Below are 18,020 nucleotides of genomic sequence, written 5' to 3' on the forward strand. Positions count from 1 at the left end.
GCGTCCTGCGCGCACGGTGGGTGGCATGCTCATCGGCATGATCGGTTCGTGGTGGAAGCGGCCCCGGAACGAGGTGGGGCGGGTTTCCGTGATGCCGCCCTGGTCGATCTGGCTCGGAGCGCTGGTGCTGCTGGTGGTGGCGGCGGTCTCGATGTGGACGTTGTTCGGCCTGTTCGGGGCCGGGAGCCCGCAGGACAAGATCCGCCTGGAGATCGTCAAGCTGGCCGGTAGCATCGTGGTCGGCACCGGTGGCGCAGTGGCGCTGCTGCTCGCCGCACGTCGGCAACGGGCCACCGAGCTGCAGCTGGCCCAGAACGAGCGGGATCTGGCGCAGAAGGAGCGCGCCGCCGCCGACGCCCGCCACGACGCCGCGGAGCGGCGGATCACCGAGCTCTACTCCTCCGCCGCGGAGCAGCTGGGGTCGGACAAGGCCCCGGTGCGCCTGGCGGCGCTCCACGCCCTCGAACGGCTCGGCCAGGACAACCCCGGCCACCGGCAGACGGTCGTGGACCTCATGTGCGCCTACCTGCGGATGCGCGACACCTCGTCGGACGACCAGGAAGGCCAGGTGCGGCTCACCGCGCAGCGGCTGCTCACCGCCCACCTCCGCCCCCAAGCACGCGGGGACGGGAAGTTCTGGGCCGGGATAGACCTGGACCTCACCCGAGCCACGCTCGTCGCGTGGGACATGGCTGGATGCAGCGTCCGCAGCGCCTTGTTCGACGGGGCGGACTTCCGGGACGACGCCGCCTTCCGGCAGACCGAGTTCGGCGGTGCGGTGTCGTTCCGAGACGCCCGGTTCCACGGTGCGGCTTCGTTCGATCGAGCGCGATTCCGCGACGCCGCCGGGTTCGGCGCAGCGGTGGCCCTCGGGGAGATCTCCTTCCGGGCGGCGGAGTTCGACGGCGCAGTGTCCTTCGGCGGGGCCGACTTCCTCGATCGCACCTCCTTCTCGGGCGGGAGGTTCGGCGCCGCAGGGTCCTTCCGGCAGGTGGTGTTCCGCGGCGGGGTTTCGTTCCGGGAGGCGCAGTTCCGCGAAGCGGCGTCGTTCGCCGCGGCCGAGTTCCGCGACGAAGCTTCCTTCGGCGGGGCGACGTTCCACGGCTCCGCCTCGTTCGGCGAGGCGCGGTTCCACGGCGCGGCCTCATTCCGCGAAGCGGAGTTCCACGGCGCGGCGTGGTTCGACCAAGCCCAGCTGGGAGAGCCGGACTTCTCCGGTGCTCGGATGCTCACGCCCGATCCAGCGACTGCGCAGGGGTGGCGGCAACCGGGGTGGCGGCTGACCGCCGTCGACGGCGAAGTGCCGGACGAGCAGCAGCGCCGCTGGTTCCGGTTCGCACCGGCCGACTAGGAGCTGCGCCGGAACGCCTCCAGCAGCCGCTCGGCGGCCAGGCCCGCCGTCAGCTCGCCCGCCCGCACCTGGGACTCCACCTCGCCGAGGATCTCGCGAACCCCGGGGTGGTGGGTGAGCTCCGACAGCAGCTGGTCGCGCACCAGCGCCCAGGTCCACTCCACCTGCTGGCGGCTGCGCTTCTCGGCGAACTCGCCGGTCTCGGTCAGCGCCGCCCGGTGCTGCTCGACCTGCTCCCACACCGAGTCCAGCCCGAGCCCCTGCAGACCGCTGCAGGTGAGCACCGGAGGTGTCCACGAGGCGCTGATCGGGGTGAGCAGGCGCAGGGCGCCGCGGAGCTCGCGGGCGGCTTTGCGGGCTTCGGCCGCGTGGTCGCCGTCGGCCTTGTTGACGGCGATGATGTCGGCGAGTTCCAGGACGCCCTTCTTGATGCCTTGGAGCTGGTCGCCGGTGCGGGCCAGGGACAGCAGCAGGAAGCAGTCGACCATCCCGGCGACGGTGACCTCGGACTGCCCGACGCCGACGGTTTCCACCAGCACCACGTCGAAACCGGCCGCTTCCATCAGCACGATGGTCTCCCGCGTCGCGCGCGCGACGCCGCCGAGCGTGCCCGCCGACGGCGAGGGCCGCACGAACGCGGCCGGGTCGCTGGCGAGCTTGCCCATCCGCGTCTTGTCGCCGAGGATGCTGCCGCCGCTGCGGGTGGACGAGGGGTCGACGGCCAGCACCGCGACCCGGTGCCCCTGCTCGGTGAGCATCGAGCCCAGCGCTTCGATGAACGTCGACTTGTCCACCCCGGGCACGCCGGTGATGCCGACCCGGTGCGCGCCCCCGCTGTGCGGCAGCAGTTCGGCCAGCAGTTCCTGGGCCAGCGCGCGGTGGTCGGCGCGGGTGGATTCCACCAGCGTGATCGCCTGCGCCAGCTTGGTGCGGGACCCGGCGAGCACGCCCTTGGCGTAGTCCTGGACGTCGATCTTGCGCGGCATGATCAGTGGCCGAGCCGGGTGCGGAGCTCGTCGAGCAGGCCCAGCGCCGCGTCGGCGATGACCGTGCCGGGCGGGAAGATCGCCGAGGCCCCGGCCTGGCGCAGCGCGTCGAAGTCGGCGGGCGGGATGACGCCGCCGACGACGATCATGATGTCCTCCCGGCCGATCGCGGCCAGCTCGTCGCGCAGCGCGGGCACCAGGGTCAGGTGCCCGGCGGCGAGGCTGGAGACGCCGACGACGTGCACGTCGGACTCGGCGGCCTGGCGGGCCACCTCGGCCGGGGTCTGGAACAGCGGGCCCACGTCCACGTCGAAGCCGAGGTCGGCGAAGGCGGTGGCGATCACCTTCTGGCCGCGGTCGTGGCCGTCCTGGCCCATCTTGGCGACCAGGATGCGCGGTCGGCGGCCTTCGGCCTCGGCGAAGTCCTCGACGCGCTGGCGCGCGGTCTCCAGCTGCTCCGACGGTCCCGATTCGTCCCGGTACACGCCGGTGATCGTACGGATCTGCCCGGAGTGGCGGCCGAACACCTTCTCCAGGGCGTCGGAGATCTCCCCGACGGTGGCCTTGGCCCGCGCCGCGTCCACGGCCAGCGTCAGCAGGTTGTGCGCGAGGTCGTTCGGGCGTTCGTCGGACATCGACGCCTCGGCGGCGGCGGTCAGGCGGCGCAGTGCGTCCTCGCAGGCCTGGCCGTCGCGCTCCTCCCGCAGCCGCCGCAGCTTCTCCAGCTGCTGGGCGCGGACCCCGGCGTTGTCCACCTTGAGCACGTCGATCTGCTCGTCGCCGTCGTAGCGGTACTTGTTGACGCCGATCAGCGGCTGACGGCCCGAGTCGATGCGGGCCTGGGTGCGGGCCGCGGCCTCCTCGATGCGCAGCTTCGGGATGCCCGCGTCGATGGCCTGCGCCATGCCGCCTGCGTCCTCGACCTCGCGGATGTGCGCCCACGCGCGTTCGGCGAGGTCCTGGGTGAGCCGCTCCAGGTAGTAGCTGCCGCCCCACGGGTCGATGACCCGCGTGGTGCCGGATTCCTGCTGCAGCACCAGCTGGGTGTTGCGGGCGATGCGCGCGGAGAAGTCGGTGGGCAGCGCCAGCGCCTCGTCGAGGGCGTTGGTGTGCAGGGACTGGGTGTGGCCCTGGGTGGCGGCCATCGCCTCCACGCAGGTGCGCACCACGTTGTTGTAGACGTCCTGGGCGGTCAGCGACCAGCCGGAGGTCTGCGAGTGGGTGCGCAGCGACAGCGACTTCGGGTTCTGCGGGCCGAACTGCTTGACCAGCTTCGCCCACAGCAGCCGGGCCGCGCGGAGTTTGGCGACCTCCATCGCGAAGTTCATCCCGATGCCCCAGAAGAACGACAGCCGGGGCGCGAACGCGTCGATGTCCAGCCCGGCCTGCTTGCCCGCGCGCAGGTACTCCACGCCGTCGGCCAGGGTGTAGGCCAGCTCCAGGTCGGCGGTCGCCCCGGCCTCCTGGATGTGGTAGCCGGAGATCGAGATGGAGTTGAACTTCGGCATCCGCTGCGAGGTGTAGGCGAAGATGTCGGAGATGATCCGCATCGACGGCTGCGGCGGGTAGATGTAGGTGTTGCGGACCATGAACTCCTTGAGGATGTCGTTCTGGATGGTCCCGGCCAGCTTCTCCGGCGCGACGCCCTGCTCCTCGGCGGCGACGATGTAGAGCGCCATCACCGGCAGCACCGCGCCGTTCATGGTCATCGACACGCTCATCTTCTCCAGCGGGATGCCGTCGAAGAGCTGGCGCATGTCGAAGATCGAGTCGATGGCCACCCCGGCCATGCCCACGTCACCGGCCACCCGCGGGTGGTCGGAGTCGTAGCCGCGGTGGGTGGCCAGGTCGAAGGCCACCGACAGGCCCTTCTGCCCGGCCGCCAGATTGCGGCGGTAGAAGGCGTTGGACTCCTCGGCGGTGGAGAACCCGGCGTACTGCCGCACGGTCCACGGCTGGTTGACGTACATCGTCGGGTACGGGCCGCGAAGGAACGGTGCCAGCCCGGGGTAGGTGCGCAGGAAGTCCAAGCCCTCGGTGTCGGCGGAGGTGTAGAGCGGTTTGACGCCGATGCCCTCGGGCGACTCCCACACCAGCGCGTCGGACTCCTTGCCGGTGGCGGCGAGGAGTTCGGACTGCCAGCGCTCTGTCTGATTTCGGGGGAGATCGGCGACCGGCGGGCTCTCCAGCGGGACGTCGGCGAAGTTCGGGATCTGCGTCATCGTCGGACTCCCAACTGGTCGTGGACGTCGGTGAGGACGGCCAGCGCATCGCACCCGGCGAAGACGAACCCGTCGACGCCGTCGATCTCGCTCGGCTTCCCGGCCAGCAGCATCTGCTGCGCCCCGGCCCGCTTCAGCGCCTCAGCCGTTTCCGCTGCGCGCTCGGCGTAAACCTTGTCGCTGGAGCACAAGCACACCACCGGAGCACCCGCGTAGGCGGCGAGAACGTCCTCTGTGGACTCGGTGGCCCCGGCGTCGGTGCACTCGATGCCGCCCGCGGCGAAGAGGTTCCGCGCGAAGGAGGCGCGCGCGTTGTGCGCGGCCAGCGGGCCGAGCGTCGCGAGGAACACCGTCGGCCTGCTCGGCTGGGCGTCGGCCGCGTCGCGCAGCCGCTCGAAGTCCTCGGCGTAGCGGTGCACGGGCAGACCGCCGCCGGGCTGCTCGGGCGCGGTCTCGCGCTCCAGCGGCGCCTCGTCCAGGTTCGGGAACTCGCTGACACCGGTGATGGCGTCCCGGCGGTGCGCGATCGCGGTGCGGCGCTGCTCCCAGGTGGCGGCCAGCTCGCTGCTGATCAGGCCGGACTCCAGCGCGGCGGGCAGCCCACCGGCGGCCTCGATCCGCTGGAACCAGGCCCAGGCCGCCTTCGCCAGCTCGTCGGTCAGCGACTCGACGTAGTAGGAGCCACCGGCCGGGTCGATCACCTGCGCCAGGTGCGACTCCTCCAGCAGCAGCGCCTGCGTGTTGCGCGCGATGCGCCGGGCGAAGGCGTCCGGCAGCCCGATCGCGGCGTCGAACGGCAGCGTGGTCACCGCCTGCGCGCCGCCCACGCCCGCGGCGAAGGACGCGATCGTGGTGCGCAGCATGTTCACCCACGGGTCGCGGCGGGTCAGCATCGCCGGGGAGGTCACGGCGTGCTGGACCTGGCCGCGCGCCTGCTCGGCGGCGCCGCAGGAGCGGGTCACCTGCTCCCACAGCCGCCGCGCGGCGCGCAGCTTGGCGATGGTGAGGAACTGGTCGGCGGTGGCGGCGTAGCGGAACTCCAGCAGCCCGGCGGCGGTGTCGACGTCCAGCCCGGCCTCGGTGAGCCACCGCAGGTAGGTGGTCGCGGCGGCCAGCGAGCAGCCGAGCTCCTGCGCGTCCGAACCGCCCGCCCCGTGGTACGGCAGCCCGTCCACGACCAGCGCCTTGAGTTCGGGGAACGCGGTGCAGCGCTCGGCCAGCGCGACCGCGCCCGCGCGGTCACCGGGCTGACCGGTCCTGGCCTGCCAGCCCAGCGGGTCGGCGCCGAGGTTGCCGCGCAGCGCGCTGCCGCGCACGCCCTGCTCGTCGGCCAGTGCGAGGAAGGCCTCCGCGGCGGCGGTGAAGTCGGCACCGGCGTCCAGCGCCACGCCGATCATGTCCAGGTGGACGCCTTCCAGCGCGTCCGCGAGGTCCTCGACCGCCAGACCGCCGCGGCCCAGCCGCAGCCACAGCGAGGACACGCCGTTGTAGAGGTCCGCCAAGATCTCGCGGTTGGCCTCGGCCGCATCGGGGTGCTCGTGCCGCTGCCGCACGTCCCAGCCCTCGGCGACGTTGCCCTGCGCCCGGCTGCCCCGCACGAACGGCGCCAACCCCGGCACGCCCGGCTCGCCCGCGCCCGCGGTGTAGAGCGGGTGCACGGTGATGCCGTCGTAGGTGGTGGTGGCCAGCACGTCCTCGACGGGTCCGGCCGGGTGCTCGCCGATCAGACCCGACCGCTGCAGGACCTTCTGCACCTGGGCTTGCCACTGCTCGTGGGTCGGTTCCGGGAACTCGGCGGCCAAGGCCAGCTCCGGCCCGACGCCGCTCGACTTCGAGTGCGCCACCATGGGAACTGATGGTAGGCCGGTGCCGGGGAATCGAACCCGATCAGCTCTGTGACGCCCGTCGCAGCACCCGGACGGCTGCACCGGCTTGTGGGGTCCCGCGCCGCTGAGCCCCCGTTTTTGGCGGAACCCGACAATTGCGCGCGGCTGGCTGGGCTCGTGAGCACTTTCAGGTGCCATGGCACCACAAAACGCTCACGAGACCTGACCTGCGGAAACCACGAGGGTACGCCATGTGGGGGAACGCCGGTTGATCCGGACGACGATGGTGTGATCGGGGGATGCGCGTCGTGCTGTTGATCGTCTTGCTCGTCGGTGCGGTCGTGACCAGCGGCTGCGGCACCCAGGACCGGAGCGCTCCGCCTTCGGCGGAGGAGGCCCTGGCGTTCAGCGGGGTGGTCGTTCCGCCGGGCGCGGAGGTGCTCGGGGTGGACGCGAGCCGCGGCATCGACTCGTTCTGCAAGCTCGCGATCGCCGTCGACGGCGGGGCGGTGGAGCGGTTGCTGGCCGATTCCCAGTTCCGCGCGGCGCTGGAGCCGGGGCGGGAGGTCAGCTACGAGCCGGTGCCGCAAGCACCGGTCGGGGCCGACATCGCGTCCGCCTCCGACCAGCTCCCGCCCGGTCCCGGGCGGCCGAGCGCGGTGTTCCGCGAGTTCCTGGTGGATCGTTCCGATCCGGCCCGCGCCGTCGTCCACGTCTGGGCCTTCACGACCTGAGCGGGGAATTCTGTGGAACAGCGGGGTTTCCACACTTCCGCCCCGCCGGTCGGTCGCGCCTGAGCCGCTCACCTGCGGGGAATCCGACCAATCGGATTTCCCGCCGGGAATCCGCCGATCGCGGTGATCTTGACGGCCGTGCGCGGTGGCGGTTCCTTGTGGTGGAACCGACCGCGGATCAGGGCCTCCCCGAATTCGCCCCCTCGTCCGCCGCGGTTCGACGATCCCCCGATTCCCCAGGAGGCGGCATGCATGCGTTGCTCAGGCGTGCGCTCGGCGTGGCTGCGGGCGCGGCGGCGGTGACCGCGACCCTCGTGGCACCGGCCAGCGGTGCGGGCCAGGCGGACCTCGGCACGGCCGTGCGGGAGACGATGCTGGCCGAACGCGGCCCGGCCGCCAGCGCGGACTTCGACGTCCAGGCGCTGGCCGAGCCGCTGGTGGAGCCGACCCGCAACGACCAGCGCTGGGCCTTCGGCACGACCACCATCCCCGCTCCGGCGAAGGAGCACGCCGGTCCGCACACGGCGATCTTCGTCGCGCACCGCGACGCGCAGGGCTGGCAGGTCGAGCTGGACGGCACGGCCGAGTTCGTGCAGGCCGTCCAGCAGGCGCCGACCGACATCGTCAGCGACGGCGAGAAGCAGCTGTTCGCGCGCAACTACGAGAACAGCCGCACCGCGGTGACCGACACCGGCCTCGGGCTGCCGTGGGCCGAGGGCGTCGCGTGGTGGATGGGCGGCGGGCCGCACGGCGACAGCGGGCAGAGCCGCCCGTACAGCTCGCTGGACTTCAGCGGCGGCAACGGGCGGGTGCTGTCGGCGGGCGCCGGGCGCGTCTACAAGAGCTGCCTGCGCAACGGCAGCGGGCTGGTCCGGGTCGTGCACGAGAACGGCTACAGCACGACCTACTACCACATGACCGGCCTGACCGACCTCGGCGACGGCCAGCCGGTGCAGTACGGCGACTACCTCGGGCAGATCGACGTCGGCCTGCCCTGCGGCGGCAGCACCACCGGCCCGCACGTGCACTTCTCCCTGCTGCGCGGCGACTCCCACACCCCGGTCGACGGCCGGACCATCGGCGGCTGGACCTTCCACGAGGGATCGCAGGCCTACGGCGGGTACGCCGAGCGCGACGGCACCCAGGTCGGCACCGGCGGCCAGATCACCAATCACGGCCGGGGCGACGGCACCCCGACCGGCGTGGTCGACGGCGGCCGGAACAGCTCGGTGAACGTGCGCAGCGAGCCGAAGCTGACCGCACCGGTCGTCGAGGAGCTGCCCGACGGAAGCGTCGTCCGGATCAAGTGCACCGCACGCGGGGACGCGGTGGACGGGGTCTGGGGCCGCACCGACCTGTGGAACCAGCGCGACGTCGGCGGCTGGATCAGCGACGGCTTCCTCTACACCGGCTCGGACGATCCGATCGCACCGCCGTGCTGACGCGGGGGTCGTGAGTGCGTGAACCGGCTGGAGCCGGTCTTCGCACTCACGACCCCGAGTGGCCCTGGCCGCAGAGGCGGTAGACCCAGCCCGCCTCGGGGGAGTAGTGGAGCTCGTAGTGGGTCTCGATCTTGGGCCCGTCGTGCAGGTGGATGTGCCGCAGCAGTCGGCCCGCGACGGCTTCCGAATCCCGGAGGTCCTGCATCCGTCCGTCCAGCGGCCCGCCGACGAACCGCACGTTCCGGCTCGGCATGGCACCCTCCTCCCGCACTGCTTACCCCGTCCGAGCCCAATCGTCCCCGATCCCGCCCCCGAAGCACCAGCGCGCGAACCGGTGGGTCGCCCGGCCGCAGGCCCGTCGGCGCCCCCAGGTCCCCGCGATTTCAATGGAAATCGGAGGTCTGATTTCCATTGAGGTTTTTCCAGCCTCGTTCTGCGTGGCGGTGCCGGTGGCGGAACCTCAGCGCCCGCCTGGCTGTGGGTGCCCTGACTTATGTATGCCAATACACGGCGTCAGGGCCGTCCTCGCCAGGCGAACGCTGAGAACCCGCAGCGGTGCAAGCTGCGAGGGTGGGCTATGCGCCTAGCGGCGCATGCGACGACCTAACGACCGGTGCCGGTCGCCGTTCGCAGCTGCGGTCCACGGGCAGGATGAAAAAGCTCAACGAAATCGCGGAAGTTCTCCTCAGATCGGACGTCCTGCCCACCTCCGTCGGCGCGTCCGGCACCCGACATGCCGACGGATGCAGTTTCAGTTGAAACTGCAGTTCCCGCCCACGGCGGAACACAGTTTCAATTGAAACTGCGGTCTGGTGCCCAGCGGAGGGCGAACCAGAGCTCCATGCGGGTCTCCGGGTCGGCGAGGTCCGCGCCGAGGGCTCGCTCGGCCTGGCCGATGCGGTGGCGGACGCTGTTGCGGTGCACGCCGAGGGCGGTCGCCGTGCGCTCCCAGCTGCCGTGGTGCGCCAGCCAGGTCCGCAGCGTGTCGAGGAGTCCGCCCGGTTGCCGGTCCGGGTCCAGCGCGTGCAGCGGGGCGAGCACTTCGGCCGCGAACGCACCGGCCGCGCCCGGTGGGACCACTGCGGACAGTCCGGCGCTCTCGGCCACCACCGGACGGCCCAGGGATCTGGCCCGGTCCAGCAGGTTCTCGACCTCCCGCGCCGCGCTGGGCAGCGCGTCGGCCCGATGCGGCCGGGTCACCACCGGCAGCCAGCCCCGATCGCGCATCCCGGACAGGACTTCCGGCGCGGGAGCGGAACTGGTGACAGCGGTGAACCCGCCGTCGACGAGCTGGACCAGCGGTGTGCTCAGGTGCGTGCTCAACCAGTCGTGGTCGGCGACGTCGTCCGCCGCGCGGCGCCGCATCGATGTCCCGGCCACCACCCGGTATTCGCCGCCGGGCAGCAGCCGGGACAGCACGTCGGCTGGCGGAACGCTGTGCAGCAGCAGGGCCGTGGTGGCCGCGCTCAGCGGGGCGTCCCGGGCGCGACCGGCGAGTCCCAGCAGCCCGGCGCCGACCGCGACGATGGCCCGCTCGGTGGCGTCGAAGCGCCGTCGGCGGCCGAGGACGAGCAGGTGCGAGGCGGTCGCCTGCGGCGAAACGGGTTGTGCCAGCAGCGAAGTCCCGTCGGCGAGCTCGGTGGTGGCGCTGCGGATCCCGCGCCCCGCGCGCAGTTTCGCCAACAGGTCCGGCAGCTCGGCGGGCCACCGGGCGGGCGCGCCGTGCTCGGCCACGGCCTCGTCGTGCTGCCCGGCCAGCACGGCCCACGCGTCCAACTGCTGGGCGAGCTCCCGAACCAGCGGCCGCGAACCTTCGACGGAGGCTTTGATCAGCGCTTCGCGCGCCACCGCCACCCGCCGCTGGTCGCGCTGGGCGGCTTCCGCGAGCGCGACCGCGACCGCCCGGCTGATCGCCAGGAACGGAGTCCGCGGCGGCACCACCAGCAGCGGCAGGCCGTGCCGGACGCACGCTCCGCGCAAGGCCTCCGGAAGCGCTTCGTGCATCGGCGGGGTCACGCCGAAGCCGAGGGCGGTGATCCCGGCGTCCAGCAGCCCGCGGACGTACTCCTCGACGTCCTCGGGCGCGTCGGCGAGGTTGACGCCCGCCGTGAGCAGCAGCTCGCCGCCCAGCAGGTACGGGCCGGGATCGTGCAGCTCGCTGACGTGCGCCCAGCGCACCGGGCGGTCCAGGGCGCCGGGGCGGAGGCTGTCGGTGACGACGTCCAGCGCCAGCGCGGTGTCCTCGACGACCGCCCGCAGCGGGATCGCGGTGAAGGCCGTGGTCATAACGGCCACAGAGTACGCCGAACTGGGACGGATCGTCCCATGTCGTCCGCCGTCGACCAGGACCTACGGTTTCCGGGAACAGCGGTGGCCCAGCTCACCGCCGTCGCTGCACAGCAGGATCTGCACAAGGAGGCCGCCGTGGTCGGTGACTACGCGGTGATCGCGCTCTACATCGCCGGGATGATCGGCATCGGCTGGGTCGGCATGCGGCTGGCCCGCACCAAGAGCGACTACCTGGTCGCCGGGCGCCGCCTCGGCTGGTTCATGTACTCCGGCACGATGTCGGCGATCGTGCTCGGCGGGGCGTCCACCATCGGCGGCATCGGGCTCGGCTACACGCACGGCATCTCCGGCGCCTGGCTGGTGCTGACCATCGGCCTGGGCATCCTCGCGCTGCACGCGTTCTTCGCGCGGCGGCTGGTGAAGCTGCGTGTCTACACCGTCTCCGAGATGCTCGACCTGCGCTACGGCGGCTCGTCGACGGTCATCGCGGGCGTGGTGATGTGGGGCTACACGCTGATGCTCACGGTCACCTCGACGCTGTCCTTCGCCACCGTCTTCCACGTGCTCTTCGGCGTGTCCAGCGCGATCGGCATCGCGATCGGCGGTTCGATCGTGGTGCTCTACTCGGTGCTCGGCGGCATGTGGTCGATCACCCTCACCGACATCGCGCAGTTCGTCATCAAGACCATCGGCATCCTGCTGGTCCTGCTGCCGATGTCGCTGGTCGCGGTGGGCGGCTTCGACGGCCTGGCGCAGCGGGTGCCGCCGGACTTCCTCGACCCCACCAGCATCGGCGGCGCCACGATCATCACCTACGTGCTGACCTACGGCTTCGGGCTGCTGATCGGCCAGGACATCTGGCAGCGGGTGTTCACCGCGCGCAGCCCGCGGGTGGCCACCGGCGGCGGGCTGGTCTCCGGCGCGTACTGCCTGGTGTACGGCTTCGCGGGTGCGCTGATCGGCACTGCGGCCAAGGTGCTCTACCCGAACCTGGGCAACGCCGACGACGCGTTCGCCACCGTCGTCGCGAACCTGCTGCCGACCGGTGTCCGCGGCCTGGTGCTGGCCGCCGCGCTGTCGGCGCTGATGTCGACCTCCAGCGGCGCGCTCATCGCCTGCTCGACCGTGACCACCACCGACATCCTGGGCAGGCTGCGCGACAAGCCCGCGGACATCCGGACCAACCGGATCACGACCCTGGTGCTCGGCCTGCTGGCGATCGTCGTCGCGATGGCCGTCAACGACGTGGTCTCCGCGCTCACCGTCGCCTACAACATCCTGGTCGGCGGGCTGCTGGTGGCCATCCTCGGCGGCCTGGTGTGGAAGCGCGGCACCCGGGCCGGGGCGCTGGCCTCGATGGTGGTCGGATCGGTGGTGGTGATCGTCTCCATGGCGGTGCACGGACTGCTCGCCAACGAGCCGATCTACTACGGTCTCGGCGCGAGCCTGGTCTGCTACGTGGTGGTCAGCCTGCTCACCCCGCGCACCGACCCGGCCGTGCTGGAGATGTGGAACGAGCGGCTCAGCGGGGCGGACGCCGAACCGGCGAACGCCTGACCGCGCTGGCCACCGCTCGTGAGCACTTTCCGGTGCTATGGCACCAGAAAGTCCTCACGACACCTGACCAGCGAGAACCTTCCCGGGAGGCAGTGGGATGACCGACAGCAGGATCGGCGGCGACCTGGTGGTCGAGACGCTGCGCGCGCTCGGCGCCGAGACGGTGTTCGGCCTGCCCGGCCAGCACGCGCTCGGGCTGTTCGACGCGCTGCGCCGATCCCCGCTCCGGCTGATCAGCTCGCGCGTGGAGAACAACCTGGCCTTCGCCGCCGACGGCCACGCCCGCGCCCGGCTGGCCGCCGACCCGGCGGGCCCGGTGCCGGTCACGCCGATGATCGTCTCGACCGGTCCGGGCGCGCTGCTGACCCTGGCGTCGCTGCAGGAGTCGCGGGCCGCGTCGGTGCCGGTGCTGGGCATCTCCAGCCAGGTCCCGGCGGCCGGGCTCGGCGGCGGCCGCCGCGGCTACCTGCACGAGCTGCCCGACCAGCAGGCCAGCTTCCGGGACGTGGTCAAGTCGGTGCACGTCGCGCGCACGGCCAGCCAGATCCCCGGCGCGGTGCGCGCGGCCTGGGAGTCGGCGGCCACCGCGCCGTACGGGCCGACGTGGGTGGAGATCCCGCAGGACGTGCTGCTCGCCCCGGCGGGACTCCCGCCGATCACCTCCGCCACCGCCCGACCGGCACCGCTCGAACCGCTGCCGGAACTGGTCGACGAGGCCGCCCGCCTGCTGGCCGGAGCGGAGAACCCGGTGGTCCTGGCGGGCGGCGGCGCGGCCCGCGCCGGGGCCGGGCCGGAGCTGCTGGAGCTGGCCGAAGCGCTGCGGGCGCCGGTGCTGAGCACGTTCGGCGCCAAGGGCGTGTTCCCGTGGGAGCACCCGCTGTCCGGCCAGTCGTGGCTGGAGGACTGGCACAGCACCGAGTTCCTCGCCGACGCGGACGTGCTGCTCGTCGTCGGCTCCGGCCTCGGCGAGCTGACCAGCAACTACCACCGGTTCGCCCCGCGCGGCCGCCTGATCCAGGTCGAGGCGGACGCGGGCAAGCTCGAGTCGAACCACCCGGCGCTGGGCCTGCACGCCGACGCCAAGCTCGCCCTGTCCGCGCTGCTCCCGCGCATCCCGCGCCGCGAACCCGACGGCCGCGCGGAGAAGGCGGTCGCCGACCTGCTGGAACGGGTCCGCGCCCGGCTGGCGGCGCAGGACCTGGAGCTGGAGCAGCGGCTCCTCGGCGAGGTGCGCGCGGCGCTGCCCGAGGGCACGCCGAGCTTCTGGGACATGACCATCCTCGGCTACTGGGCCTGGTCGGCCTGGAACGCCGACGGCGCCCCGATGCACACGGCCCAGGGAGCTGGCGGCCTCGGCTTCGGCCTGCCCGCAGCGCTCGGCGCGGCGGCGACGGGCGGCCCGGCGCTGGCAGTGTCCGGCGACGGGGGAGCGATGTACGGCATCGCGGAGCTGGCCACGGCGGTCCAGCACGACCTGGACGTGACGTGGCTGATCGTCGACGACGGCGGCTACGGCATCCTCCGCGAATACCTCACCGACACCTTCGGCGAATCCACCGCGACCGAACTGACCAGGCCGAACTTCGTCACCCTGGCCGCGGCCTTCGGCATCCCCGCGGTGGAGACGACCCCGGACCGCCTCCGCCAGGACCTGGCCGACGCCCTGACCACCCCGGGCCCCAGCGTCGTCGTCCTCCCGCAGCACCTCCGCCTCTTCGCCCCCACCCACCCCGACCAGGACTGACGGTAACCCGGTCGGCCGCGCGCATCGGATCTAGCATGGTGCGTCGCGGTCGACCCGACCGCGCGGGCGGAAGGATCCGGGCATGGCGTACGCGGTTAGGCCCCTGGACGCCTCGACGTGGGCTGCGTTCGCCGAGCTCGTCGAGCGCAACAACGGGATCTTCGGCGGCTGCTGGTGCCTCGGTTTCCACCCGGAGCGCGGTCAGCGGGGGAGCGTTCGGCGCGAGATCAAGGAAGAACGGGTCCGCAGCGATCGCGCGCACGCCGCGCTCGTGCTCGACGACGGCTCGGTGCAGGGGTGGTGCCAGTACGGCAGCCCCGAGGAGCTGCCGGGCATCAAGCACCGGCGCGAGTACGACAAGGACGCGCCACCGCTCCCGGACTGGCGGATCACCTGCTGCTACGTCGACCCGAAGCACCGCGGCCAGGGCATCGCGCGGGCTGCGCTCGGCGGCGCGCTCGACCAGATCGCCCGGGCCGGTGGAGGTCTGGTCGAGGCGATCTCCGAGGTGACCACCGGCCGCGAGTCCCCGGCCCGGTTCCTGTTCAGCGCGACCGTCGAGCTCTTCGAGCAGTTCGGCTTCACCCGCGGTCGGCAGCTCGGCAAGCACGCGTGGCTCGTCAGCCGGACCGTAGACCCGGTGTGATCAGGGGATTTCGGCTCAGAGCTCTTCGAGCGCGCCGCGCCGGCCGGCTCCGACCGGGCGCAGCGGGCCAGCGCGGGGAAGCGTTCCGGATCCGCGCCCAGCACCCACCACCTCGCGATGCACGGCGAGTGATCATCGGGGCCCGGTCCGGAGGTTCGTGGCTTCTGCCACCCCGGGTCGATTCGGCCGGAGTTGTGCAGGGACGATGGGGGGACGATGAAGCTCACCGACCACCTCCCCGCGACTGACACGCCCGAGCCCGATGCGCTGCTCGACGCCTTCACCACCTGGACCACCGACCAGGGCATCGAGCTGTACCCGGCGCAGGAAGAGGCGCTGATGGAGGTGGTGACCGGGGCGAACCTCATCCTGAGCACCCCGACCGGCTCCGGGAAGAGCCTGGTGGCCACCGGCGCGCACTTCACCGCGCTGGCCGCGGGCAAGCGCAGCTTCTACACCGCGCCGATCAAGGCGCTGGTGTCGGAGAAGTTCTTCTCCCTGGTCGACGTCTTCGGCGCGGAGAACGTCGGCATGATGACCGGCGACAGCAGCGTCAACGCCGATGCGCCGATCATCTGCTGCACCGCCGAGATCCTGGCCAACATCGCGCTGCGCGACGGCGACCGCGCCGACGTGGACCAGGTCGTGATGGACGAGTTCCACTTCTACTCCGAGCCGGACCGCGGCTGGGCCTGGCAGGTGCCGCTGCTGGAGCTGCCGCGCACCCAGTTCGTGCTGATGTCGGCCACCCTCGGCGACGTCACGTTCTTCCAGAAGGACCTCACCCGGCGCACCGGCCGCGAGACCGCGGTGGTCACCTCCGCCGAGCGCCCGATCCCGCTGACCTTCCGCTACGCCAAGACGCCGCTGCACGAGACCATCGAGGAACTGCTGGCCGGGCAGCAGGCGCCGGTCTACGTCGTGTACTTCAACCAGGCCTCCGCGCTGGAGCAGGCGCAGGCGCTGATGAGCGTCAAGGTCGCCACCCGCGAGCAGCGCGACCAGATCGCCGAGGCGATCGGCGACTTCCGGTTCACCGCCGGGTTCGGCAAGACGCTGTCCCGGCTGGTGCGGCACGGCATCGGGGTGCACCACGCCGGGATGCTGCCGAAGTACCGGCGGCTGGTCGAGCAGCTGGCGCAGGCCGGGCTGCTGAAGGTCATCTGCGGCACCGACACGCTGGGCGTGGGCATCAACGTGCCCATCCGCACCGTGCTGATCACCGGCCTGACCAAGTACGACGGGGTGCGCACCCGGCACCTGAAGGCGCGCGAGTTCCACCAGATCGCCGGGCGGGCCGGTCGCGCGGGCTACGACACCGCCGGGTACGTGGTGGTGCAGGCGCCGGAGCACGAGATCGAGAACGAGCGGGCGCTGGCCAAGGCCGGGGACGACCCGAAGAAGAAGCGCAAGGTGGTGCGCAAGAAGGCTCCCGAGGGCTTCGTGTCCTGGAGCGAGAAGACCTTCGAGAAGCTGGTCGGCGCCGAGCCGGAACCGCTGCGCTCCAGCTTCACCGTCACCCACGCGATGCTGCTCAACGTCATCAACCGGCCGGGCGACGCCTTCGCGGCGATGCGGCACCTGCTGGAGGACAACCACGAGGACCGGGCCACGCAGCGCCGCCACATCCTGCGCGCCATCGCGATCTACCGCGCGCTGCTGGCCGCCGACGTCGTGGAGCAGCTCGACGAGCCCGACGAGCAGGGCCGCCGGGTGCGGTTGACGGTGGACCTGCAGTTCGACTTCGCGCTCAACCAGCCGCTGTCGCCGTTCGCGCTGGCCGCCATCGAGCTGCTCGACGTCGACTCGCCCAGCTACCCGCTGGACGTGCTGTCGGTGATCGAGTCCATCTTGGACGATCCGCGGCAGGTGCTGTCGCAGCAGCAGTTCAAGGCGCGCGGCGAGGCCGTCGCGAAGATGAAGGCCGACGGCATCGAGTACGACGAGCGGATGGAGCTCCTGGAGGAGATCACCCACCCCAAGCCGCTGGCCGAGCTGCTGGAAGCCGCCTACGAGACCTACCGCAAGGGGCACCCGTGGGTCGGCGAGCACGAGCTGTCGCCGAAGTCGGTGGCCCGCGACATGTACGAGCGGGCGATGAACTTCGTGGAGTTCGTCAACCACTACGGGCTGGCCCGCTCCGAAGGCCTGGTGCTGCGCTACCTCGCCGACGCCTACAAGACGCTGCGGCACACGGTGCCCGACGACGCCAAGACCGAGGAGCTCACCGACATCATCGAGTGGCTGGGCGAACTGGTGCGCCAGGTCGACTCCAGCCTGCTGGACGAGTGGGAGAAGCTGCGCCACCCCGGCGCCGAGCCGACGGCCGCGCCGCTGGACGAGGGCCCGGAGCGGGTCACGGCGAACAAGCGGGCCTTCCGGGTCCAGGTGCGCAACGCGCTGTTCCGCCGCGTGGAGCTGGCGGCCCGCCGCCGCTACGACGAGCTCGGCGAGCTCGACGGCGACAGCGGCTGGGACGCCGACGCGTGGGCGGACGCGCTGGAGGAGTACTTCGAGCAGCACGAGGAGATCGGCACCGGTCCGGACGCCCGCGGCCCGGCGCTGCTGATGATCACCGAGGAGGCCGACCGCTGGCTGGTCCGGCAGATCTTCGACGACCCGGACGAGGACCACGACTGGGGCATCAGCGCCGAGGTCGACCTCGCCGCCTCCGACGAAGCCGGGTCGGCGGTCCTGCGCATCACCGACGTCAACCAGCTCTGACGCGCTCCGGGGGCGGTGGCGCTGGCGGCGTCGCTGGCCTACTATCCGGGCAAGATCGGCCAGCCCCGTCGGGAGGAGCCCCGCGATGCCGCAGACCGTCGTTGTCGGCTTGGACGGATCGGACGAGTCCGTCCGGGCGCTGCGCTGGGCGGCCAACCAGGTCAAGGAGGTCGGCGGCATCGTGCACGCCGTCATGGTCTGGCACCAGCCAGTCCAGTTCGGGTACCGGCTGCCGACCCCCGACACCGAGCTGGAGCAGCGGGCCCGCAAGTCCCTGGACGCGGCGGTGGACCGGATCAAGGGCGAGTTCCCGTCGGTGGACCTGCGCTCCCGGCTGATCCGCGGCCACGTGGTCGACGAGATGGTCGGGCTGTCCAAGCAGGCGGACCTGCTGGTGGTCGGCAACAAGGGCCACGGAGCGTTCACCGGCATGATGGTCGGCTCGGTGGCCCTGAAGCTGGTGCACCACGCCGCCTGCCCGGTGGTCGTCGTCCGCTGA

General features: G+C 72.0%; 13 protein-coding genes. 8 read left to right on the top strand and 5 right to left on the bottom strand.

Translation table 11 applies throughout. The features are described 5' to 3' along the window. Positions 1-25: 25 nt before the first annotated feature. Positions 26-1,351 carry a pentapeptide repeat-containing protein gene (locus F1721_RS21305; RefSeq protein WP_170301556.1) on the top strand — a complete coding sequence of 442 codons (1,326 nt, stop codon included), beginning with the start codon at positions 26-28 and terminating at the stop codon, positions 1,349-1,351. On the opposite strand, the gene meaB is transcribed toward F1721_RS21305, so the two are convergent. The 3 genes from meaB to F1721_RS21320 are packed head-to-tail and all read right to left on the bottom strand — an operon-like array spanning position 1,348 to position 6,406. Next, the gene (gene meaB, locus F1721_RS21310) at positions 1,348-2,337 is read right to left on the bottom strand and encodes a methylmalonyl Co-A mutase-associated GTPase MeaB (RefSeq protein ID WP_150068489.1); all 990 of its coding nucleotides are present in this window, start codon (positions 2,335-2,337) and stop codon (positions 1,348-1,350) included. The two genes, F1721_RS21305 and meaB, sit on opposite strands and share 4 nt — an antisense overlap. Before the next feature lie 2 nt (positions 2,338-2,339). Further along, positions 2,340-4,559 (bottom strand): methylmalonyl-CoA mutase, encoded by a 2,220-nt coding sequence (gene scpA, locus F1721_RS21315; RefSeq protein ID WP_150068490.1) that lies wholly within the window; start codon positions 4,557-4,559, stop codon positions 2,340-2,342. Beyond that, entirely contained in the window at positions 4,556-6,406 is a 1,851-nt protein-coding gene (locus tag F1721_RS21320) for a methylmalonyl-CoA mutase family protein (RefSeq protein WP_150068491.1), read from the bottom strand. Before F1721_RS21320 ends, scpA begins: the two co-directional genes overlap by 4 nt. Positions 6,407-6,684: 278 nt before the next feature. On the opposite strand from F1721_RS21320, the gene F1721_RS21325 reads away from it, so the two are divergent. Further along, the gene (locus F1721_RS21325) at positions 6,685-7,119 is read left to right on the top strand and encodes a hypothetical protein (RefSeq protein WP_150068492.1); all 435 of its coding nucleotides are present in this window, start codon (positions 6,685-6,687) and stop codon (positions 7,117-7,119) included. 248 nt (positions 7,120-7,367) lie between these two features. Continuing rightward, positions 7,368-8,561 carry a M23 family metallopeptidase gene (locus F1721_RS21330; protein ID WP_150068493.1) on the top strand — a complete coding sequence of 398 codons (1,194 nt, stop codon included), beginning with the start codon at positions 7,368-7,370 and terminating at the stop codon, positions 8,559-8,561. A gap of 46 nt (positions 8,562-8,607) precedes the next feature. Here F1721_RS21330 and F1721_RS21335 read toward each other — a convergent pair whose 3' ends face one another. Both F1721_RS21335 and F1721_RS34510 read right to left on the bottom strand, forming a co-directional pair. Further along, a complete protein-coding gene (locus tag F1721_RS21335) occupies positions 8,608-8,814 on the bottom strand; it encodes a hypothetical protein (RefSeq protein ID WP_150068494.1) in 207 nt (68 codons plus the stop codon). A gap of 539 nt (positions 8,815-9,353) precedes the next feature. After that, positions 9,354-10,847, bottom strand: coding sequence for a PucR family transcriptional regulator (locus tag F1721_RS34510; protein ID WP_170301557.1), 1,494 nt, complete (start codon positions 10,845-10,847; stop codon positions 9,354-9,356). Between the two features lie 138 nt (positions 10,848-10,985). Between F1721_RS34510 and F1721_RS21350 the strand changes: the two genes are divergently transcribed. The 5 genes from F1721_RS21350 to F1721_RS21370 all read left to right on the top strand — a co-directional run bounded on the left by F1721_RS21350 (position 10,986) and on the right by F1721_RS21370 (position 18,020). After that, positions 10,986-12,407 carry a sodium:solute symporter family protein gene (locus tag F1721_RS21350; protein WP_150068582.1) on the top strand — a complete coding sequence of 474 codons (1,422 nt, stop codon included), beginning with the start codon at positions 10,986-10,988 and terminating at the stop codon, positions 12,405-12,407. Positions 12,408-12,504: 97 nt separating this feature from the next. Next, entirely contained in the window at positions 12,505-14,151 is a 1,647-nt protein-coding gene (locus F1721_RS21355) for a thiamine pyrophosphate-binding protein (protein ID WP_150068496.1), read from the top strand. Between the two features lie 82 nt (positions 14,152-14,233). After that, positions 14,234-14,797, top strand: a complete 564-nt coding sequence (locus F1721_RS21360; RefSeq protein ID WP_150068497.1) for a GNAT family N-acetyltransferase — start codon at positions 14,234-14,236, stop codon at positions 14,795-14,797. Positions 14,798-15,013: 216 nt separating this feature from the next. After that, entirely contained in the window at positions 15,014-17,521 is a 2,508-nt protein-coding gene (locus F1721_RS21365; protein ID WP_150068498.1) for a DEAD/DEAH box helicase, read from the top strand. Positions 17,522-17,606: 85 nt separating this feature from the next. After that, a complete protein-coding gene (locus F1721_RS21370; RefSeq protein WP_150068499.1) occupies positions 17,607-18,020 on the top strand; it encodes a universal stress protein in 414 nt (137 codons plus the stop codon).

The sequence above is a fragment of the Saccharopolyspora hirsuta genome (genome assembly GCF_008630535.1).
GTDB classification, from domain to species: Bacteria; Actinomycetota; Actinomycetes; order Mycobacteriales; family Pseudonocardiaceae; genus Saccharopolyspora; species Saccharopolyspora hirsuta.